The 20,909-nt window shown below is 70.6% G+C and carries 19 protein-coding genes; 10 read left to right on the top strand and 9 right to left on the bottom strand.

Going from position 1 to position 20,909, the window contains the following annotated elements:
• Positions 1-133 precede the first annotated feature (133 nt).
• Positions 134-1,147, top strand: a complete 1,014-nt coding sequence (locus NAG42_RS07520; RefSeq protein WP_250029334.1) for an NADPH:quinone reductase — start codon at positions 134-136, stop codon at positions 1,145-1,147.
• Here the strand turns inward: NAG42_RS07520 and NAG42_RS07515 are convergent.
• From NAG42_RS07515 to pseB, 6 genes are read right to left on the bottom strand one after another with little or no spacing between them, the layout of a single operon-like run.
• Positions 1,125-2,138, bottom strand: a complete 1,014-nt coding sequence (locus NAG42_RS07515) for a PseG/SpsG family protein (protein WP_250029039.1) — start codon at positions 2,136-2,138, stop codon at positions 1,125-1,127. The genes NAG42_RS07520 and NAG42_RS07515 overlap by 23 nt on opposite strands.
• 2 nt (positions 2,139-2,140) lie before the next feature.
• Positions 2,141-2,866, bottom strand: coding sequence for a cytidylyltransferase domain-containing protein (locus NAG42_RS07510; RefSeq protein ID WP_250029038.1), 726 nt, complete (start codon positions 2,864-2,866; stop codon positions 2,141-2,143).
• On the bottom strand, positions 2,863-4,353 hold the full coding sequence (locus NAG42_RS07505; protein ID WP_250029333.1) for a class I SAM-dependent methyltransferase: 1,491 nt from the start codon (positions 4,351-4,353) through the stop codon (positions 2,863-2,865). The genes NAG42_RS07510 and NAG42_RS07505 overlap by 4 nt, the downstream gene beginning before the upstream one ends.
• Positions 4,354-4,358: 5 nt before the next feature.
• Complete coding sequence (locus tag NAG42_RS07500; RefSeq protein WP_250029037.1) at positions 4,359-5,201, bottom strand: hypothetical protein; 843 nt, start codon at positions 5,199-5,201, stop codon at positions 4,359-4,361.
• Between the two features lie 4 nt (positions 5,202-5,205).
• Positions 5,206-6,330 carry a DegT/DnrJ/EryC1/StrS family aminotransferase gene (locus NAG42_RS07495; RefSeq protein WP_250029036.1) on the bottom strand — a complete coding sequence of 375 codons (1,125 nt, stop codon included), beginning with the start codon at positions 6,328-6,330 and terminating at the stop codon, positions 5,206-5,208.
• Positions 6,330-7,310, bottom strand: coding sequence for a UDP-N-acetylglucosamine 4,6-dehydratase (inverting) (pseB, locus tag NAG42_RS07490; protein WP_250029034.1), 981 nt, complete (start codon positions 7,308-7,310; stop codon positions 6,330-6,332). The genes NAG42_RS07495 and pseB overlap by 1 nt, the downstream gene beginning before the upstream one ends.
• 192 nt (positions 7,311-7,502) lie before the next feature.
• On the opposite strand from pseB, the gene NAG42_RS07485 reads away from it, so the two are divergent.
• The 9 genes from NAG42_RS07485 to NAG42_RS07445 all read left to right on the top strand — a co-directional run bounded on the left by NAG42_RS07485 (position 7,503) and on the right by NAG42_RS07445 (position 18,678).
• The gene (locus NAG42_RS07485; RefSeq protein WP_250029033.1) at positions 7,503-7,748 is read left to right on the top strand and encodes an acyl carrier protein; all 246 of its coding nucleotides are present in this window, start codon (positions 7,503-7,505) and stop codon (positions 7,746-7,748) included.
• On the top strand, positions 7,741-8,478 hold the full coding sequence (locus NAG42_RS07480; RefSeq protein WP_250029032.1) for an SDR family NAD(P)-dependent oxidoreductase: 738 nt from the start codon (positions 7,741-7,743) through the stop codon (positions 8,476-8,478). Before NAG42_RS07485 ends, NAG42_RS07480 begins: the two co-directional genes overlap by 8 nt.
• Positions 8,475-9,704, top strand: coding sequence for an AMP-binding protein (locus NAG42_RS07475; protein WP_250029030.1), 1,230 nt, complete (start codon positions 8,475-8,477; stop codon positions 9,702-9,704). Before NAG42_RS07480 ends, NAG42_RS07475 begins: the two co-directional genes overlap by 4 nt.
• On the top strand, positions 9,701-10,741 hold the full coding sequence (locus NAG42_RS07470; protein ID WP_250029028.1) for a LuxE/PaaK family acyltransferase: 1,041 nt from the start codon (positions 9,701-9,703) through the stop codon (positions 10,739-10,741). The genes NAG42_RS07475 and NAG42_RS07470 overlap by 4 nt, the downstream gene beginning before the upstream one ends.
• Positions 10,741-11,925: an acyl-CoA reductase gene (locus tag NAG42_RS07465; RefSeq protein ID WP_250029332.1), complete on the top strand. Its 1,185-nt coding sequence runs from the start codon at positions 10,741-10,743 to the stop codon at positions 11,923-11,925. Before NAG42_RS07470 ends, NAG42_RS07465 begins: the two co-directional genes overlap by 1 nt.
• Complete coding sequence (locus NAG42_RS07460; RefSeq protein WP_250029025.1) at positions 11,922-14,270, top strand: hypothetical protein; 2,349 nt, start codon at positions 11,922-11,924, stop codon at positions 14,268-14,270. The genes NAG42_RS07465 and NAG42_RS07460 overlap by 4 nt, the downstream gene beginning before the upstream one ends.
• 83 nt (positions 14,271-14,353) lie before the next feature.
• Complete coding sequence (locus NAG42_RS07455) at positions 14,354-15,649, top strand: sensor histidine kinase (RefSeq protein WP_250029024.1); 1,296 nt, start codon at positions 14,354-14,356, stop codon at positions 15,647-15,649.
• 156 nt (positions 15,650-15,805) lie between these two features.
• Positions 15,806-16,450 (top strand): response regulator, encoded by a 645-nt coding sequence (locus NAG42_RS07450; protein ID WP_250029022.1) that lies wholly within the window; start codon positions 15,806-15,808, stop codon positions 16,448-16,450.
• Between the two features lie 71 nt (positions 16,451-16,521).
• Positions 16,522-18,678, top strand: coding sequence for an MMPL family transporter (locus NAG42_RS07445; RefSeq protein ID WP_250029020.1), 2,157 nt, complete (start codon positions 16,522-16,524; stop codon positions 18,676-18,678).
• Positions 18,679-19,122: 444 nt separating this feature from the next.
• Here NAG42_RS07445 and NAG42_RS07440 read toward each other — a convergent pair whose 3' ends face one another.
• From NAG42_RS07440 to NAG42_RS07430, 3 genes are all read right to left on the bottom strand, one after another.
• Positions 19,123-19,803 carry a GNAT family N-acetyltransferase gene (locus NAG42_RS07440; protein ID WP_250029018.1) on the bottom strand — a complete coding sequence of 227 codons (681 nt, stop codon included), beginning with the start codon at positions 19,801-19,803 and terminating at the stop codon, positions 19,123-19,125.
• A 334-nt stretch (positions 19,804-20,137) separates the two neighbouring features.
• Positions 20,138-20,491 (bottom strand): fluoride efflux transporter CrcB, encoded by a 354-nt coding sequence (gene crcB / locus NAG42_RS07435; RefSeq protein WP_250029016.1) that lies wholly within the window; start codon positions 20,489-20,491, stop codon positions 20,138-20,140.
• Positions 20,488-20,847: a fluoride efflux transporter FluC gene (locus tag NAG42_RS07430; protein WP_250029015.1), complete on the bottom strand. Its 360-nt coding sequence runs from the start codon at positions 20,845-20,847 to the stop codon at positions 20,488-20,490. The genes crcB and NAG42_RS07430 overlap by 4 nt, the downstream gene beginning before the upstream one ends.
• Positions 20,848-20,909: the final 62 nt, after the last annotated feature.

The following is a 20,909-nucleotide window of genomic DNA, read 5'->3' as shown; positions in this document are numbered from 1 at the left end:
TGATCAAGCTGTCTGGGATCGGTCAGCCGACTGGCCGCACTGTGTGCCTCGCTACTTCGCGGAAGTGTCACAGACGAGGGGCCGAGCCTGGTCGGAGCTGGGCGGACGCCCGCGCCGTAGGGTGAGATGCATGATGCGTGCAGCCGTCTTCCAAGAGCCCGGTCCCGCGTCCGTTCTGCGGATCGTCGAACGTGATCTGCCGCCTGCCGGACCGGGGGAGGTGCGGGTGCGGATCGTCCTGTCGGCGGTCAACCCGACCGACACCGGCACCCGGGCCGGCCGCGGGGTGCCGGACGGGGTGGCGCCGCCGCGCGTGCCCAACCAGGACGGGTCCGGCGTGGTGGACGCGGTCGGCGACGGTGTGACCGGCCTGGAGCCGGGCGACCACGTCTGGGTGTGGGACGCCTCCTACGCGCGGGAGAACGGCACCGCGCAGGAGTACGTCGTGCTTCCCCGCCGCCAGGTGGTGCGGATGAACGAGGACGTCCCGTTCGAGGTCGGCGCCGCGCTCGGCATCCCGGCACTCACCGCGCACCGCTGCCTCACGCTGGCCAGTGACGGCCCCGACCGGCTGGCGCCGGGCGCGCTGGAGGGCCGCACGGTGCTGGTCGCCGGGGGCGCGGGCGCGGTCGGCAACGCCGCGATCCAGCTTGCCAAGTGGGCCGGGGCGACCGTGCTGACCACCGTCTCGTCGAAGGAGAAGGCCGACCTGACCGCGGCCGCCGGCGCCGACGCGGCGATCAACTATCGCGAGGAGGACGTGACCGCCCGGGTGCGCGAGCTCAGTGAGACCGGCCCGCACGTCATCGTCGAGGTCAACACCGACAACCTGGGGACGGATCTCGACGTGATCGCGCCCGGCGGCAACATCGCGATCTACGTCGGCGGCAAGTTCTCGGTGCCCAGTTTCAAGGCGATGCTCAAGAACGCCAGCCTCGACTTCGTGCTGACCTACACGACTTCGGAGCAGGAGAAGGACAACGCGGTGGCCGCGGTGGCCGAGGCCGTGAACAGCGGCGCCTTCCGGGTCGGGGAGGAGGCCGGGCTGCCGATCGTCCGGTTCTCGTTCGAGCGGGTCGCCGAGGCCCACGAGGCCGTCGAGCAGCACGTCGTGGGCAAGGTCGTCATCGAGGTGACGCAGCCCTGACCAGCAGCGCGTCGGCCACCCGTTCCACCCCGCGGCCGTCCACCGCCGACCAGGCCCGCCGGGCCAGCTCGGTGCGGGCGGCCGCGTCGGTGAGCAGGCCGCCCAGCGTCTCGACGGCGTCGGCGCCCAGGTGCCCGAGCCGGCCCAGCCCGGCCCCGTATCCGCGGGCGACGGTCCGGTCGTACCCGAGAATCTGATTGTCGACGACCCAGACCAGCGCGGCCGGCAGCCCGAGGCAGAGCAACTCCCAGGTCGACGTGCCGCTCGCGCTCACCGCGAGGTCGGCCTCGGCCAGCAGCTTGGGCAGGTCGTCGGTGGGCGGGATGATCTCGAAGCGCTGCCCCTCGGCCGGCACGACCGCGTGCAACTCGTCGCGCAGGCTCTGATCGGCGCCGATGATCGTCGCCTCGAACGGGGCCCCGGTCTGGGCCAGCAGGACAGCGATCGCGGGCGCGGCCCGATAGGCGTCGGTGCCGCCGAAGAAGGCCACGACCTTCGGCGTACGCGATGAGGTGTGCACCGGCGGGGCCGGCGGCCGGAGGCTGCGCACCGAGCTGCGCAGCAGGGCGTAGTCGAGGCCGGCCAGGCCGAGCGCGCCCTCGGCGTCGATCACGGCGTCGAGGTTCTGGTCGACGTAGATGTCGGCCGTCTGGCCCCGGAAGTCACCGTCCACGATCGCGAGCACGGGCAGGCCGGTCTCGCGGACCGCCGCCGACTGCCGCGGCGGCAGGGTGTACGAGTCGATGACCAGCGCGTCGAGCCCGAGCCGATCGACGGCGGCGACCAGCCCGGCCTCGTCCGCCGGTGGCGGCAGCCAGGGCAGGCCACGCTGGGTGAGCTGGGACTCGGCCCAGTCCACGCCGCCGAGGTCGCTCAGGAAGCGCACCTCGGCGCCGCGGGAGACGAGCTCCTCGGCCAGCGCGACGCACCGGACGAGATGGCCGACGCCGGTGCGGGCACCGGCGTCGCAGCGAATACCGACGATCGTCACCGCTATGCCTGGACCAGGGCCTTCTGAAGGACGTGGGCGTTCAGCTCGATCAGCTCGGGCCGGCCGGCGAGCCAGTCGGTGAGCTTGCGGACCGAGATCGGCTCGTCGCCGAAGTGCGCGACGATCGCCTCGATGAGCTTCCAGTCGTCCTCGGTGTCCAGCGTGAGACGCAGGTGCGACAGGTCGGGCTGCAGGGTCAGCCCGAGCACGTCGAACTTCTCCGAGTGCGTGTAGATGTACGACGTCACGTGGGTGCGATGGTGCGCGGTGGCGACCGCGTCGATCTCGCGCAGCACCGGCGTGCGGACGATCTCGACATCCAGGCCGCGCGGCAGCGTCTTGGTGATCGACGTGGTCATGTAGTCCACACCGGCGGCCAGGAACACCCGGTGGGTGAGCGCGATCAGCTCCGGGTCGAGCAGCGGCGAGTCCGCGGTGAAGCGGAGCACGATGTCGCTCTCGTGCTCGTCGAGAACGCCCAGGAACCGGTCGAGGACGTCGTCGACCGAGCCCCGGAAGCAGGGCACGCCGATCGCCGCGCACTCGGTCGCGACGTCGTCGTCGTCCGCCTCGGTCGTGGTGGCCACCACGACCTTGTCCAGCACACCGCTCTGCTGGGCGGCCCGGACGACGCGCTCCAGGACACTGCGGCTGCCCAGCTGGCGCAACACCTTGCCGGGAAGCCGGGAAGAGCCCATCCGGGCCTGGATGATGCCGAGGGTTGTCATGAAAGTCCTTTTCGAAGGCGATTACGTGCCTTACGGGCTACTCCGTACCCCAGCTTCGCCACGCGAAAGCCGACGGAGCCGCTGAAGGTCGCGATCTGCGTACGAGCCTTACGAAGTTCTTTGTCCTTTTTATCGAGCTCACGCTCGTACCACTGAGCACGGGCGGTGGCGTCGGCCACTTGCCCGCGCAGAGCCCGGAGCTGATCCTCGTGCTCCCGGCGTGAGTCCGGGAGCGGAAGGTCGGGACCGGGCGGCACGTCCTCGGACAGGCCCGAGGCGCCGTGCAGGATCGAAGTCAGAGTGTCCAGGTCGACGGCGGCCGGCCAGGGGTGCGCGTAGCCCCCGCCGAGCAGCGTCTGGGCGAACCGGCGGATCACGTCGGTCTGCGGCGGAACGCTGGGGTCGAGAATCGAGTATTTGTCCTGGTGGATCACCACGTTGTCGGCGGTGGCCCCGGGCTGTGCGGCGGCCCAGCCGGTGAGCAGCCGCCGCACGATCGGGAGATCGTGCCGCAGGCAGGCGGCCAAGAGCAACTCTTCGAGCAGACGACCCGCCGGGAGTGGCCCGCTGAGGCCAGAATCGTCACGACCAGGTATTTCGCGCAGTACACGCCGGGTCCACTCCCCGTCACGGCCGGGCGCCAGCTCGGTCACCGGGCCGTCACCGAGCAGCACCGGCGGCAGCGGGAGCACGGCCTCCGGGCGCGGGCCCCGGCCGGCGGCGACCAGCCAGGCGGCGGCGAACTCGGGGCCCAGACCGGCGCGGACGGCCGCGGCCGCGAGCCGGCGGGGGTCGCTGAGCACCGGCCGGCCGGCGAACGCCCGGGCGGCGGCGCCCGCGGTCACGGCGGCCAGTGTGTCGACCGGCCCGTCCCGCATCGCGTCGGTGGTGGCGATCAGGGTCGGCGCCCCGGGATCCGGCCAGGCCGCGGCCAGCCACTCGGCCGACAGCCCCTCGGCGGCGAGCCGGGCGGTCAGCTGGGCCGGGCTGCCGGGCCGGCCGCCGAACTCGCCGAGCGGGCTCCAGGCGCTGTCGGTGCGCACCGCGGTCGCGCTGCCCGGGTCGACCAGCCGGTGGACGCCCAGCTCGTTCTCGACGGTGAGCAGCAGCGTGCCGCCGGGGCGCAGGGTCTGGCTCAGCGCTCGGAGGCTCTCGGTCCAGTCGAGCTGGGGCCCCTCGACCGAGCACAACCGGCCGAGCCCGTCGAGCGCGACGACGACGTCGAACTGCTGGTCGCCGGTCAGTTTGGCCAGCGTGCCGCAGAGCACCCGCAGGCCGCGGGCGTCGAGCTCGGCCGCCTCGAGCTGGGAGCGGACGAGGCAGGTGGCCGAACAGCGGGCGGCGATCGTGTCGATCAGGGCGTCGTCGTGCGGCCCGGCGATCAGCACCCGGGCGCCGTCCGGCAGCAGTCCGGCGAGGTGGCCGAACAAGGCCCCGCCGGGCCGGGGACGGTCCTCGGTGAAGGAAGGCATCTCGCCCCCGATCATCTCGATCACGCGGGCACCCTAGCCGTCGCCGCCTGATGATGCTTTGTCCACCCCAGCATGGCGCGTAATTCGGCCGGTGAGGCCAGGAACCCGTCGCCCAGCTCGCTCAGCGCCGAGGCCCGGGCGGCCTGCCCGTCGAGGTGCTTGCCGTGCAGCTCGGGCCACTCACGACGGATGCGGTCGGCGGTCGGGCGGTCCTCGTGGTCGAGGTGCATCGGGTCGCCGTAGACGGCCGGTTCGCAGCCGGCCGCCACGCCGTGGAAGATGGCGCTGCTCAGCCGGTTGGAGGCCACCCGCCGGTGGCGGCGCATCTCGGCGAGCTGCTTGTCGAGGAAGTGCCGGTCGGTGTCGCGCCACTGCTGACCGCGGTAGCCGTGGCAGATGACCCGCCCGTACTTCTCGTAGGCGGCCCGGACCTCGTCGTTGCGGTATTCGTTCCAGTACAGGCAGAAGGTGACCGGGCCCGTCTCGGTCTCGAGGATCTCGTCGACCTGGCGCTGGTGGTCGCCGAGGACCTGCTGCTTCTCCCAGCCGTGGAACGGGTAGAAGATCGTGCCCTCGCGCGGCGGGGCGTCCGGCGCCTCGGGCCGCAGGGCGATCAGATAGAGGAACGGAGCGCCGACGACCGTGGCCTGCCGGCGCCCCATCGACCACGCCCGGCGCCGGGTGCGCTCGGAGTAGACGAAGATGGGCCGGCCCGGCACGTAAGGCGTGCCGAGGCCGAGCCCGTCCACCACGTTCCAGCCGTGCTGCACATAGCCGTCGATCCGGGGCGGGTGCTCCGGATCGAGGCCGCAATACTCCGCGAGGATGTGCGCGTGGCCGTAGAAGTGGTTGGCGTGGTGCACCCGTTCAGCTCCCGAGGATGGTCCGCAACGCCTCGACGACACGGTCCTGGTCGGCATCGCTGAGGTCGACGAAGAGCGGCAACGACAGCTGCTCAGCGTAGAAGGCCTCGGCCACCGGGCACATGCCGCGCCGGTAGCCCAGGTCCTCGAAGACCGGGTGCCAGTAGACCGGGATGTAGTTGACCTGCACACCGATGCCGGCCTCGCGCATCCGCTCGAAGACCTCGCGCCGCCGGCCACCGAGCACCCGGACGGGGTACAAGTGGCGCAGCGGGTCGACGCCGTCACGCTGGATCGGCAGGCGCAGCCCCGGCACGTCGGCCAGCAGCCGGTCGTAACGGGCGGTCAGCTCCTGTCGGCGGGCCTTGAACGCGGCCAGCCGCTTGAGCTGCGAGCTGCCCAGTGCGCAGAGCACGTCGGGCAACCGGTAGTTGTTCCCGAACTCGTGGACCTCCTGGTGCCAGGCGCCCTCGTCCGGGTAGCGCAGCAGGCTCTTGTCACGCACCAGGCCGATCGTGCGGAAGGTGCGCGCCCGCTGCAGCAGGTCGGGCCGGATCGACGCCACCGCGCCGCCCTCGGCCGTCGTCAGGTTTTTGGTCGGAAAGAACGAGAACGTCGTCAGATCGGCAAGCGTGCCGACCGGACGGCCGTGGTAGGTCGTCCCGATCGAGTGGGCGGCGTCGCCGATCAGCACCGCGCCCGCGCCCTCGGAAACCTTGCGGAGGGCGTCGTACTCGGCCGGGTGACCCGCGTAGTCGACCGCGGCGATCGCCTTGGTGCGCTCGGTGGTGAGCGCCTCGACCGCCGCCGGGTCGATGTTGGCCGTCTCGTCCTCGACGTCGGCGAAGACGATCGTGGCACCGAGCAGCGCCGCCGACGACGCCGTGGCCACGAAGGTCATCGGCGTGGTGATGACCTCGTCACCCTGGCCGACCCCGGCCGCCGCGTACGCGGTGTGCAGCGCGGTCGTGCCGTTGGTGACGGTCACCGCCGGAGCGCCGGCGATCGCCTCGATGTCGGCCTCGAACTGCGCCACCCGGGGGCCGGTGGTCAGCCAGTCGCTGCCGAGAGCGGCCGTGACCGCCTCGACATCCGACTGGTCGATCGACTGCCGGCCGTACGGCAGCATCAGTTCTCCTCGAGCAGCTTGCGCATGTCCTCGACCGAGAGCCAGAGGTCGTTGTTGTCCGAGCGGTAGTTGAAGCCGTCGGCGACTTCCTCGCCACCGGTGGGCGCCTCGTAGCCCCAGCTCGCCACGACCGGCTGCACCACGTAACGGTCGGGGAAGCGCAGCGTGCGACGGCTGTCGTCGGCGGCGATCATCTCCTCGTGGAGCTTCTCGCCCGGCCGGACGCCCATCTCGTGGGTGGCCGAGTTGGGCGCGACGGCCTCGATCAGGTCGAGGATCCGCATGCTCGGGATGCGCGGCACGAACAGCTCGCCACCCTGCATGACGTCGAACGAGTCGACGACGAACTTCACGGCCTGGGGGAGCGTGATCCAGAAGCGGGTCATCCGCTTGTCGGTGACCGGCAGGCTCTTGCCCTCGGCGGCGAGCTTGCGGAACAGCGGGACGACCGAGCCGCGGCTGCCCATAACGTTTCCGTAACGAACCACCGAGAGGCGGGTCGGGTGGGTGGCCGCGTAGTGGTTGCCGGCGATGAAGAGCTTGTCGGCGACGAGCTTGGTCGCGCCGTAGAGGTTGATCGGGCTCGACGCCTTGTCGGTGGAGAGCGCGACGACCTTCTTGACTCCCTTGTCGATCGCGGCGTCGATCACGTTCTGTGACCCGTTGATGTTGGTCTCGACGAACTCGGAGGGGTTGTACTCCGCCGTGTCGACCTGCTTCAGGGCGGCGGCGTGAACCACGTAGTCGATGTTGTGCATCGCGCGGTCGAGCCGGGCCTTGTCCCGGATGTCGCCCAGGAAGAAGCGCAGTCGCGAGTCGTCGCCGAACATCTGCCGGAGCTCGTACTGCTTCAGCTCGTCACGGGAGAAGACGACGATGCGCTGCGGGTCGAGGTGGGTCAGGGCGTAGTTGAGAAACGCCTTCCCGAAGGACCCGGTGGCACCGGTGACCAGGATCGACGATCCGCTGAGTACAGACACTTGATTTTCTCCCGGGGGGTGGTCAGGACGCAGTACGAGCCGGAAGCATAACCAGCTCACCAGCCGATTCGAGGGCCAACATCAAACGCTAACCGTAGTTCATCGGCGCTTCCGCTAGCATTAACGACCTCGTCGCCCCCGGCGACGAACTTGAGAGGCCTCTGTCCACCCGCCTTCCTTTGGAGTACCCCAGTGAGTGACCTGCAGCGACTGCGCGAGGCGTTCCGGACCGCCCTGGACCTTCCGGCGGACGCGCCCGTGGACGACCTGCGGTACCAGGACAACGAGAAGTGGGACTCCCTGGCCCACATGTCTCTGGTGGCGGCGATCGAGGACGAGTTCTCGGTGATGATTGACACAGACGACGTCATCAACATGTCGAGCTTCACCGAGGCGATCAACATCCTCGGTAAGTACGGGGTCAACTTCAATGAGTAACCGGGCGGCCCTGATCACAGGCGCCTCCCGTGGCATCGGCCGGGCCACGGCCACGCGTCTCGCGGAGCGGGGTTACGACCTCGTCGTGCACGCCCACCGGGCCGAGTCGATCACCCCGGTCGCCGAGGAGCTCGCCGCCAAGCACGGCGTGACCGTGGTCAGCGGTCACGGCGACATCGGTGAGCCCGAGACCGCCAAGGAACTCAATCAGCTGGCCTTCAAGACCTTCAAGCGGCTGGACGCGCTGGTGGTCAACGCGGGCACGCACGCGGCCGGCATGCTCGGCATGACCGACGACGCGACCATCCAGCGGCTGTTCGCGGTGAACGCGGCGGGCGCCGTCTACACGCTGCGCGGCGCGGCCCGCCTGCTGGCCCGTGGCACCAACCCGGCCGTCGTCCTGGTCTCGTCGATCACCGCGTCGCGCGGCATCGCCGGTCAGGCCGTCTATGCGGCCTCCAAGGCGGCCGTGGCCGCGCTGGCCCGGTCGGCCGCCAAAGAGCTCGGGCCGCAGGGCATCCGGGTCAACGCGATCGAGCCCGGCTTCATCGCCACCGACATGCTCGACACCCTCGACGAGAAGGGCCGCCAGGAGCGCATCGCCGACACCGCGCTGGGCCGGCTGGGCGAGGCCGACGAGGTCGCCGACGTGATCACGTTCCTCCTCTCCGAGCAGGCCCGGTTCGTGACCGGCCAGGTGCTCGGGGTCGACGGAGGACTGACGCTGTGAACCTGTTCCACCCCGGTGCCCGCGTGATCGACGCGGCCACCGGCGAGACCCTGACCGAGGAGACGATCGCCGCCGCCGAGGCGCAGCTGGCCGCGGAGCCGGGCGGGGTCGTCTTTCTGCCGATCGAGACGACCGTCGCGTCGATCGCCCGCTATCTGGCGGCTTTCCGGCTGGGCCGTCCGGTGCTGCTGCTCGACCCCGACGGCGACCACGCCGGCCTGATCGAGCGCTTCACCACCACCGAGGTGCATCCCGACCTCGCCCTGCTGCTGACCACCAGCGGCTCGACCGGCAACCCGAAACTTGTCCGGCTCTCCGCGGCCGCCGTCCAGGCGAACGCCGAGCAGATCGCCGAGGTCCTCGCCATCACCTCCGACGAGGTGGCCGTCACGACGCTGCCGCTCTTCTACTCGTACGGGATGTCGGTCCTGAACTCGCACCTGATCAAGGGTGCGACGGTGGTGCTGGAGCGCACCGGCATCATGCAGCGCGATTTCTGGACGGCGGTGAATGAGCACGGCGTCACCTCGATGGCGTTTGTGCCGTCGCAGTACGAAATGCTCCGCCGGCTGCGGTTCGACCCGGCCAAATACCCCACGCTGCGCAGCCTGACCCAGGCCGGCGGCCGCCTGCGGGCCGAGCTGGTGGCCGATTTCGCCCAGCGGATGGCGACCGTCGGCGGCCGGCTCTACGTCATGTACGGCCAGACCGAGGCGGCGCCCCGGATGGCCACCCTGCCGCCGGACCGCCTCGAGGAGAAGGCCGGCTCGGTCGGTCCCGCGCTGCCCGGCGGCACCTTCACGATCGAGGACGACGAGGTCGTCTACCGCGGCCCGAACGTGATGATGGGCTATGCCGAGACCGCGGCCGACCTGGTGCTCGGCGACGAGCAGGGCGGCGTCCTGCGCACCGGTGACCTGGGCCGGCTCGACGACGAGGGCTACCTCTTCATCACCGGCCGGATCAAGCGGATGGGCAAGGTCTTCGGCGTCCGGATCAACCTGGACGACGTGGAGAAGAACTTCCCGGTGGCCGCGGTGGCCGGCGACGACAAGCTGAACGTCTTCGCGGCCAACATTTCCGACGATGAGGCCCGTGGCCTGCGCACCAAGATCGCCGAGTGGCTCGGGACACATTTCTCCGGCGTCGTGGTGCGTAGTGTTGAGGCGCTGCCGCTGTTGCCCAACGGCAAGATCGACTATCGGGCGCTGGAGTCTTCGCTGTGAGTAGTGTCTTCACCCTGCCTCAGGCCGCGAAGGAGGAGGTCCTTCTCAAGGAGCTCTCCGCGCTGGTCGAGCACCACCGGGAGAACTGCGAGCCGTACGAGCGGATTTTGGCCGCCAACGGCTACCAGCCCGCCACCACCGTCGCCGGCCTGCCCTGGCTGCCGGTCCGGCTGTTCAAGAACCTCGAGCTCAAGAGCATCCCGGACGACCAGGTCTACAAGGTCCTCACGTCCAGCGGCACCACCGGCGCCGAGGTCAGCAAGATCTACCTCGACAAGGCCGCGGCCGCCGAGCAGACCCGCAAGCTGGGCGCCACCGTGCAGAGCGTGCTCGGCCCCAAGCGGCTGCCGATGATCCTGGTCGACACCAAGGCCATGCTCAAGGACCGCAAGTCGTTCAGCGCCCGTGGCGCCGGCGTGCTGGGCATGTCCAACTTCGGGCGCAACCACGTGTGGGCGCTCGACAACGAGGGCCACGTCGACGTCGACGCGCTGAAGGGCTTCCTCGACCAGTACGGCGACGAGCCGTTCCTGATCTTCGGCTTCACCTACCTCGTCTGGCTGCACCTCTACGAGGTGGCCAAGGACAACGGCCTCGACCTCAGCAACGGCATCCTGATCCACTCGGGCGGCTGGAAGAAGCTGGTCGACCAGGCCGTCTCGCCCGAGGAGTTCCGCAAGCGGCTGGCCGGCGTCGGGCTGACCAAGGTGCACAACTACTACGGCATGATCGAGCAGATCGGCACGATCTTCCTCGAGGGGCCGACCGGTGGCTCGCTCTACTGCCCCGATTTCGCCGACGTCGTCGTGCGCGACCCGGTGACCTGGGAGGAACTGCCGCCGGGCAAGCCGGGCCTGCTCGAGGTGATCAGCACGCTCCCTACGTCGTACCCCGGTCACGTACTGCTGACCGAGGATCTGGGCGTGGTGCACGGCATCGACGACGGCGACTGGCCCGGCAAGCGCTTCTCAGTGCTCGGCCGGCTCCCCCGGGCCGAGGCCCGCGGCTGCTCCGACACCTACCGGGAGGCGGCGTGATGCGATACCGCTTCGGGGCCGAGGGTGACCTCACCGCCCCGTCCGACGACCGGCTGACCGTCGGCGACCCCCGGGTCATCGACTTCCTGGCCAAGCTGGCCCGCAAGCTGCTCGCGCCCGCGGTCGCCCGCCGGCACCCCGAGCTGGGCTCGCTGGGCTTCTTCCTGCGGCCCGCCGAGCTTCACCGCACGGTGGCCCACCTCCAGCGGGACGACGCGCTCGTCTTCCCCCGGGGCAACGTCTTCCACATCCCGCCGGCCAACGTCGACACGATCTTCGTGTATTCGTGGGCGCTCTCGGCCCTGGCCGGCAACCACAACGTCGTCCGCATCTCGGAGCGCTCGGCCACCGCGGCCGACACCATCCTGACCGCGCTCAACGAGGTGCTGGCCGACGCCGACCCGGTGATCGGGCGCACCCAGCGCATGATCACCTACGGGCGCGACGACAAGGTCACCGCGGCGCTCAGCCAGTGGGCCGACCTGCGGGTCATCTGGGGCGGCGACTCGGCCGTCGAGGCGATCCGCAAGCACCCGCTGCGCCCGTCGGCCCGCGACCTCACCTTCCCCGACCGCACGTCGTGGGCCGCCGTCTCGGCGGCCGGCTGGCGGGCGGCCGACCCGGCCAAGCGGCGCGAGGCGGTCCTCGGCTTCACCAACGACTCGTACTGGTTCGACCAGGCGGCTTGCTCGTCGCCGCGCACGGTGTTCCTGGTCGGTGCGGACACCGACGACGTCCGGACCGAGTTCATCGAGCTGCTGCTGCAGGTTGTCGACCAGCGCGGCTGGGAGATCGACGCCGCCATGGCGGTGGAGAAGCGGGTCAACGCCTACGGGCTGGCCGCGACCGGTGCCGTCTCGTCGATGGAGTTCCCGGCCAACACGGTCACCGCGATGTCACTGGTCACCGTGCCCGACGCGCCGCGCCGCTGGATCGGGGCCGGAGCCTTCCCGTTCGCCGAGGTCGGCTCGCTGCTCGAGCTGGTGCCGGCGATGAACCGGCAGGACCAGACGTTCAGCCACTTCGGCTTCGGGTCCGACGAGCTGCGCGCCTTCGCGCTCGAGCTCGGTGGGCGCGGGGTCGACCGGATCGTCCCGTTCGGCTCGGCTCTGACCTTCGGATCGATCTGGGACGGATTCGATCTCCCGCGCGAGTTCACCCGGTTGACGACGCTCGTAGAGTGACCGCTGTGCTCGAGGCTGTCGAGGCGGCGCCGGTCGCGCGCCCCTCGGCGGTCCCCACCCGACGCCGTGACTCGCTCCTTCGCCGGGCGCGGGTGCCGCTGGCGATCCTGCCGTGGCTCTTCCCGGTGGTCACCTTCGTCCTGACGCAGCTCGACACGGGCGTCTCGGGGCGGGACATCGCGCTCTACGCCTTCTATTTCGCCGTCGACGTCGTGCTGCCCGGCACGCTGGTCTACCGGGCTTTGCGGGGCAGCCGGGGCAACGTGCCCGAGGACCTCGGGCTCGGCGCCGCCACCGGCATGCTGATCATGCTCGGCTCGTGGGCGTTGTCGGCCGCCCTCGACAAGTTCGTACTGCTTCCCTGGTGGCCGGCGCTGATCGTGGTGCCGTTCCTGGCCGTGCCGCGACTCCACCGATACTGGCGGGTGAGCCGGCCCCGGCCGCTGCCGGTGCGCTGGTCGTGGATCGTCGCCATCGGGCTCATGCTGCTCGTGCTGTCGGAATACCCGGGCTGGCTCACCACCCCGCTGCCGCCGGCCGGGGGCGTGATCTATCAGGACCTGTATTACCACCTGGCGCTCGTGCACGAGATGATGCGGCCGATGCCGTTCCAGGTGCCACAGCTCTCCGGCACCCCGCTGCACTACCACTACCTCTCCGACGCCGACATCGCCACGGCCAGCATGATCACCAAGATCGACCCGGCTGTCGTGCTGCTGCGCCTGTGGATCGTGCCGGTCGCGGGCACGGCCGTCCTCGTGATGGCGGCGCTCGTCCGCTCGCTCAGCGGCAAGTGGTGGGCCGGCGCCCTCGGCGGGACGGCGGCCATCGTGGGCCTTCCCCTGCTGCTCGGGACCGCCTACACCCCGCTCGGCGGGAGCCCGGTCAGCGCGTTCAGCCCGTCCCAGACGTACGTGCTTCCGTTGCAGGCGCTGATGGTCGTGCTCACCGTCGACGTGCTGCGGGGCCGCCGGCTGCGCTGGGGATGGGCACTGATCTTCCCGCTCGCCCTGGCCTGCGCCGGTGCCAAGTCGAGCGCGTTGCCGCCGTTCATCGCCGGGCTCCTCGCCGCCACCCTGATCGTGCTGATCGGATACCGTCGCCGGTTGCTGCCCGTGCTCGCGCTCTTCGCGCTCACCCTGGCCGGTGTCGGTCTGGGCTTCCGGCTCTTCGCGGGCGGCGGCGCGGGCACGCTCGGCTTCCAGCCGCTCTCCGTCCTCTACTGGATGGCGCCCTACCGCGACACCATCGGTCATGAGGACGTCATCGACGGGTCGCGGTTCCTTCCGTACGGGGTGGAGACGACCGGCACGGCGGGCCGGCTCTTCATCGCCGGGCTGCTGATCTGGTGGCTGCTCATGCAGTCGCCCCGGATGCTCGCGCTGCTCGGCATCGTCACCGGCACGACCAGGCGCGAGCCGTCGACCTGGCTGCTGGCCGGGATGACCGCGGCCGGGTTCGGCGCCACCTTCCTGCTCTGGCACCCCTCGGCCAGCCAGGTGTACTTCTACACGGGGGCGGCGCCGTTCGGCACGGTCGCGGTCGCCTGGGTGATGGCCGACCTGGCCCGCGGCTGGAAAGCGGTGTTCGCCGGATCGATCGCGGGCGGCACGTGGGCGCTGCTCGCGCCGCAGATGTACGCCCCCCGGATGGACCGGGTCGTCAACTGGATCTTCGCGCTGGCCGAGCCGCTGATCCGCACGGCGATCATCGCCATCGGCCTCGGTCTGATCGGCTTGATTCTGCACCGCGTCATCACCGGTCGGACCCCGTGGCGGGCCATCATGCCCGCGCTGCTGGCCGCCGTGCTCATGGCCGGGCTGGTCGGCGGGGCCAAACGGCAGATCGAGGAGGTCGACACCACGCTCGGGGCCGTGCCGACCGGGCTCCTGGATCCGGGCAAACTCGTGCTGAGCGGCGAGATGGCCGCGGCCGAATGGCTCGATCAGAACGCCGGCCGCGACGACGTCGTGGCCACCAACGTGCACTGCATCCCGATCGACTGGACGCAGACCTGCGACTCCCGGGCGTTCTGGGTGGCCGGGCTGGGCGGCCGGCGCACCGTGGTCGAGAGCTGGGGATACACCGACGAGGCGGTCGCCGAGGACGGGGTGAACGGCGAACGCTACTTCAAGCAGCCGGCCCCCGACGTCATGCGCTATCTGCTCAACCAGCGGGTCTTCGCGCACGGCCAGCCGGAGGACGTGGCCGAGCTCCAGCGCCTCTACGGCGTCAAGTGGCTCTTCGCCGACGATCGGGCGGCCGGCGGCCGGTCGGCCAACCTGGCCGAGGTGGCGACGCTGCGTTTCTCGTCGGGGCCGGTGTCGATTTATGAGTTGCCCTGACCCGTACGGTGGGGTTAACCCTACCGTCGACACGGCGGCGAGCAGGATCGGAACGGAGCCCGCCGATGCCTAGCGTCGACATCATGACGACGAACGCCTCCCCGACGCGCTCTCCGCTGGCCCGGCTCGTGCGCCAGGTCGGCATCGACACCCAGTACGTGCTGATCGGCTTCCCGCTCGGCATCCTCACCGTCACGCTGTTCATGACGCTGTTCTTCACCGGGCTCGGCCTGGTGATCATCTGGGTCGGCCTCCCGATCCTGATCGCGACGCTGATGACCGCCCGGGGCTTCGCCACCCTGGAGCGGGCCCGGATCGGCCCGGTGCTGGGCCGCAAGGTCGGGCACCCCTATTACAAGAAGGCCGCCGACTCCGGCGTCGTGCGCCAGTCGCTGACCACGCTGGGCGACGCGCAGGCCTGGCTCGACATGCTGCACGGGATGTTCCGGTTCATCCCGAGCACGATCTCGTTCAGCCTCGTCGTCACCTGGTGGTCGGGCGCGATCGGCGGCCTGACCGTGTGGCTCTGGGAGTGGTCGATTCCGCGCGGCGCCGACAACCAGGACCTGCCGGAGCTGCTCGGCATGGGCGACGGCACGGCCACCCGGCTGCTCTTCTACTTCGCCTGCGGCGTCTTCTTCGCCGGCACCCTCTACCCCGTCGTGCGAGCCTCGGCGCTGCTCGAGGCGTGGTTCGCCCGCGGCCTGCTGAGCGGGGTCAACGAGCTGCGCGAGCAGGTGGCCGAGGCCAACGCGGCCCGCACGGTCGCCCAGGACCAGAAGGCGGCCGCCGTCTCGGCCGAGGCCAACGCACTGCGCCGGCTGGAGCGCGACATCCACGACGGTCCGCAGCAGCGGCTGGTGCGCCTCGCGATGGACCTGGGCCGGGCCGAGCAGCAGTTCGCCACCGACCCCGCCGCCGCCCGGGCCACCGTGGCCGAGGCGCTGACCCAGACCCGCGAGACCCTCGACGAGCTGCGCGCCCTGTCCCGCGGCATCGCCCCGCCGATCCTGGTCGACCGCGGGCTGCAGGCCGCGCTCACCGCGCTGGCCGGCCGCTGCACCGTCCCGGTCGAGCTGGACGCGCCGCTGGTCGAGCGGCTCGAGCCGACGCTGGAGTCGACGGCCTACTTCGTGGTGGCCGAGGCCCTGACAAATGTGGCCAAGCACAGCTTCGCCAACGAGGTGCAGGTCAGCGTGCGGCGCAACGCCACCGGCCTGATCGTCTCGATCGCCGACGACGGGGTGGGCGGGGCCAGCGTGGCCAAGGGGCACGGGCTGGCCGGCCTGGACGACCGGGTCCGCGCGGCCGGCGGCGTCCTCGACGTCAGCAGCCCGGCGGGCGGCGGGACCAGGCTCACCGCGGCCCTGCCCGTCTGATCCGTCCGCACCGTCTCGGTCAGGGTGGGACGTCGCTCCGATGCGGCTGTCCCACCCTTCCGCTTCGGCCCCTTCCGCCTTCTCCTTCGGCCCCTTCCCCCCTCCGCTTCGCCGTGCGGACGGACGTGGTTCCGGTCGATCTGACAGAGTTACGGCATGCGGGTGGTGATTGCCGACGACGCGGTGTTGTTGCGTGAGGGACTTGTCCGGCTTGTCGAAGAGAACGGCCACACCGTGGTGTCGGCCGTCGGCGACGGGCCTTCCCTGGTGTCGGCGATCACCGAGCACAAGCCGGATGTGTCCATCGTGGACGTCCGGATGCCGCCCTCACACACCGACGAGGGCCTGCGAGCCGCGGTCGAGGCGCGCAGCCTGGTGCCCGGCACCCCGATCCTCGTGCTTTCCCAATACGTCGAGGTCTCGTACGCCGACGATCTGCTCGCCGACCGCCTGGGCGCGGTCGGTTATCTGCTCAAGGACCGCGTCTCCCAGATCGCCGACTTCCTCGACGGGCTGCGCCGGGTGGCCGGCGGCGGCACTGTCCTCGACCCCGAGGTGGTCAGCCAGCTGCTCGTCCGGCGTCGCCGGGACGACCCGTTGCGCGGCCTGACACCGCGCGAGCGCGAAGTGCTCGGCCTGATGGCCGAAGGCCTGTCGAACGCCGCGATCGCCCGCAAGATGGTCGTCACCGACGGCGCGGTCGAGAAGCACGTGCGCAACATCTTCACCAAGCTGAGCCTGCACCAGGATGAGGAGCAGCACCGCCGGGTCATGGCAGTGCTGGCCTACCTGCAGGGGTAGGGCTAACCCCACCGCCGATACGCCGGGCTGCTGTATCGATCGGATCCCCCCGCCTCCATAGCGTTCTCAGCATGGAAAACAGGGGGAACGTCAAGGGCATCGCCGCCCGCGCCGCATTGTGGAGCGCCCGCCACCGAACGCTCGCGATCCTCGGATGGGTCGCCTTCGTCATCGCCGTCACCGTAGTGAGTGGACAGTTCGGCACCCGCGAGGCCAACTCGGCCGACATGGGGCACGGGGACTCCGGCCAGGCCGACCGGATCGTCGAGGCGGCCGGATTCCCGGCGCAGCCGGCCGGCGAGATGGTCATCGTGCAGAACCGGGCCGGCACCGACCGGGCGGCCGCCCTCACCGACGTGACCGCGGCCCTGAAGAAGACCACCGACGTCATCGACGTCCAGAAGCCGATCGAGTCGCCGGACGGCCGCTCGTCGCTCGTGGCCTTCAGCATCAGCGGCGACGCCGAGACAGCCTCCGACCGGGTCCAGCCGGCACTCGACACGGTGGCCGCGGCGCAGACCCGGCACCCCGGCCTCTACGTCGCCCAGGCCGGCTCGGCCAGCGGCGACAAGCTGATCGGGGACGACCTCGAGAAAGGTCTCACCCAGCTCGGCATCCTCTCGATCCCGGTGACCCTGGGCATCCTGCTGGTCGCCTTCGGCGCGGTGGTGGCCGCCCTGCTGCCCGTCGCGCTGGCGATCATGGCCGTGATGGCTGCGATGGGCCTCCTCGCCTTCGCCAGCCGGCTGGCACCGACGGTGGACACCACGGCCCACGTGATGCTGCTGGTCGGGCTCGCGGTCGGTGTCGACTACTGCCTGTTCTACATCCGCCGGGAACGCGACGAGCGGCGCAACGGGGCCGACCCGCACCGGGCGCTCGTGATCGCCGCGCAGACCTCGGGCCGCTCGATCTGGGTCTCCGGCCTGACCGTCATGGTGGCCATGGCGGGCATGTTCCTGACGTACGACGCCGTCTTCACCAGCTTTGCGGTGGGCACGATCCTGGTGGTCGCGACGGCCGTGCTCGGATCCCTGACCGTACTGCCGGCGCTGCTGTCGGCACTGGGCGACCGGGTCGACTCGATCAAGATCCCCGGGTTGTACCGCAAGCGCAGCGACAACCGGATGTGGAACGGGTTCCTGCGCCTGGTGCTGGCCAAGCCGCTGATCTCGGCGCTGCTGGCGGTGGGCGTGCTGGGCGCACTGGCGGCGCCGGCGCTCAACCTCAAGACGAAGGCGGAAGGACTCGAGGACCTGCCGCCGAGCGCGTCGATCGTGCAGGCGTACAAGGCGGTCGACAAGGCTTTCCCGAGCGAGACGTCGCCGGCCGAGGTGGTCGTGCGGTCGCCCGGCGCCGGCTTCGAGCAGACGGTGGCAAAGTTCCGTTCGGCCGTGAAGGCCAGCGGCGGGCAGCTCTCGGGCCCGGTCGACGTGCGCATGAACCCGGCGGGCACGGTCGCGATCGTCTCGGTCGGTCTGGCCGACGACGACAAGGCGCTGAAGCTGCTCCGTGAGGACGTGGCACCGGCCGTGTTCGGACCGTCGGCGCTGGTGACCGGTGACGCGGCAGGCAGCGCGGACTTCAACGCGCGGCTCGACGCGAGCATGCCGTGGGTGTTCGGCTTCGTGCTCGGACTGGCCTTCGTGCTGCTGCTGGTGTCGTTCCGCTCGGTCGTGATCGCACTGACCGGGGTCGTGCTCAACCTGCTGTCCGTCGCGGCGGCGTACGGAATGCTGGTCTTCGTCTTCCAGTACGGCCACTTCGAGAGCCTGCTCGACTTCCAGGCGGCCGACGGCATCGTCAACTGGATGCCGCTGTTCCTGTTCATCATCCTGTTCGGACTGTCGATGGACTACCACGTCTTCGTGCTGAGCCGGATCCGCGAGGGCCACGACCGCGGCCTGACAACCCGGCAGGCAGTCCGCGAAGGCATCGGCCGCACAGCCGGCGTCATCACCAGCGCGGCGGTGGTCATGGTGGCGGTGTTCGCCCTCTTCGCGACGCTGCCCCTGGCGTCGACCAAGCAACTCGGCATCGGCCTGGCCGCAGCCGTCCTGCTCGACGCGACCATCATCCGGGCTGTGCTTCTGCCCGCCGTGATGGCCATGCTGGGAGAGAAGAACTGGTGGTTGCCTCGCTGGCTGGGCTGGCTGCCGCAGATCGCCCACGAGCCCCCGCAGACCACCACCCCCACTCCCGACCGCGAGCTGGCCACGGTCTCCTGACCCCCACTCCCACGGGGCCCCGGCATCCGCCGGGGCCCTGCCGTCGTCTTTGGCCAGGACCGGTTCAACTCGGTCCTCCTCGGCGCAGCCCAGGTTCAGCGCCAGTCCCGTCGCCGGCCGCTGGAGTTCGAGGCCGCGCTGCGCGAACGACTCAGGAGAGTCAGCGCCCCGTCCTTGTCCGGTGCAGCCCCCACCCGGCTGCCCGCGCCTTGGAACAGCTCCGCGCGAGATCTGCATCGACGCGTTCGCCACCCGTCGGCCGGTCCTGGTCGCCGACTTCGGGCCAGCGCCGGTGCACCGTCGGCAGCCGTCCCGGCAGACCTCCCACGGTTCCGGCTTACCTTCTCCGGTCGGCTTACCTCCTTGGTCCGAGTCGGTGCCAGGCCGCACCCCACCCGGCGTCGTCGGTTTCGTTCGGTGGGCATTACGGATTGCAGCTCTGAGTCATCGGCCCGGCGTTGGTCGCTCTGCTCCGTTGGCGGCTCGGCTCTTCTCCGTCGGGTGCAGGACGAGCTCGGCGCCGACGGGGCGGTAGCCGGCTGACTGGAAGGCGCGGATGCTGCGGGCGTTGCCAGTGGCCTGCTGGGACCAGAGCACCGCGTCGGCCGGGATGAGATGGCGGGCGGACAGGGCAAGGGCGCGGCCCAGACCGCGCTCGGCGGCGGCGCCGTCCACCTCGATCGACACCTCGTGACGCCCGGCCACGCCGCGGCCGATCGTGAGCAGGCCACCGGGGGTCGACCAGACGCGCACGTCGTCGCGGCGGCTGCGGGCCCGGCGTACGCGAGGATGGTCTTGATCTTGCTCGGTCAGCGGCAGTGGCGGTGGCCCGGGAAGCGCGGGCGCCACGGTGAGCAAGTCGATCGTGTCGGTCGTGCGGCCGCTGCGGGCCATCAGGATTGCCAGGAAGACCGGGTTCATGGTGGCCGCGAGCGGATCACAGTCGAGGCCGGCGATGGTCGCATGGATCCACTCCGGGTCGTCGTCGAGAAAGATGACGGTGTGTGCCGTGAAGGCCAGCACACCGGCGTCACGCTCGCTGGGCTGTGGCACCACCGTCGTGCTGCCGTCGGCCGGCGGGAACACGCCACCGGCGGCCGCTTCCAAAATCTTCGCCAACTCCATGCGCCGATCCTGCATCCATCGGGCGAACGCCGGTGGCCGGGAGCCGTCGCTCTGTGGATAAGTCGCCAGTGTGGATAACCGCGGCGCCCTGACAAACGAGGCATACCCTCGGCCCCTGGGTGGGCGGGGGTCTGGGTGGCACCCTGCGCAAAACAGGCAAATCGAAGCTGCGGGTGCTGCGGTGGGAGTTGTGGCGGCCGTAGAGCCGCGTTGGCGGGGGCGCGGTGCGGCGAGTGGCGGGCGCTGGGGTGCGGTGCGGCGGATGGTGGGCGTCGGGGTGCGGTGCGGCGGATGGTGGGCGTCGGGGTGCGGTGCGGCGGGCGGCGGAGCGGTGTCAGAGGGTGGAGCCGGCCAGGTGGCCCAGGGCTGCTGCGCTCAGGCCGATGATGAGGCTGGCCAGCACGTACGTCGTGGCCCGTGACCGCTCGCCGCTCTCGTAGAGCGTCAGCGCCTCCAGGCTGAAGGTCGAATATGTGGTCAGGGCGCCGCAGAATCCCGTGCCCACCAGCGCCATCACGCCGGCCGGGGCGGGCAGCCCGATCACGAAGCCGAGCAGCAGCGACCCCAGGACGTTGGCGACGAACGTGCCCAGTGGGAACGTCCCGGCCCTCTTCTTCAGTGCCTGGTCGGTCAGGTAGCGCAGCGGCGCACCGACCGCCGCGCCCAGGGCGATCAGCAGGACGGTCATCGCCGTACCCGGGTGGTCAGCGCGTTGCCGGCCCAGACGGCCAGCAGTGCGCCGATCACGGTCGTGAACAGATAGGTCAAGCCGATCACGGTCGGTGACACCACGACATCAGTCATCGCCGTCGAGAACGTCGTATATCCGCCCAGGAGGCCGGTCGTCAGAAAAAGCCGCCAATAACGCGAGTCACGCAAGAGCACCGATATGACGCCGATGAGGAAGCATCCGGACACGTTGATCAGCCAGGTGGCCCAGGGAAATCCGCCCTCGGCGTGCGGCCAGAGCACCTGCAAACCGTGTCGGGTCAGGGCGCCCAGGACTCCGCCGGCGGAGATCACGGCGAGTGTCCTGGGGTTCACGCTGGTCCCCTCACCGGGGCTCTGACCGGGGAAAACGTGGCAGCATCGGCTCCGGCCATGCC

Source organism: Paractinoplanes maris, from assembly GCF_023544465.1.
GTDB lineage: Bacteria > Actinomycetota > Actinomycetes > Mycobacteriales > Micromonosporaceae > Actinoplanes > Actinoplanes maris.
This window is presented reverse-complemented; position numbering and strand designations above follow the sequence as displayed.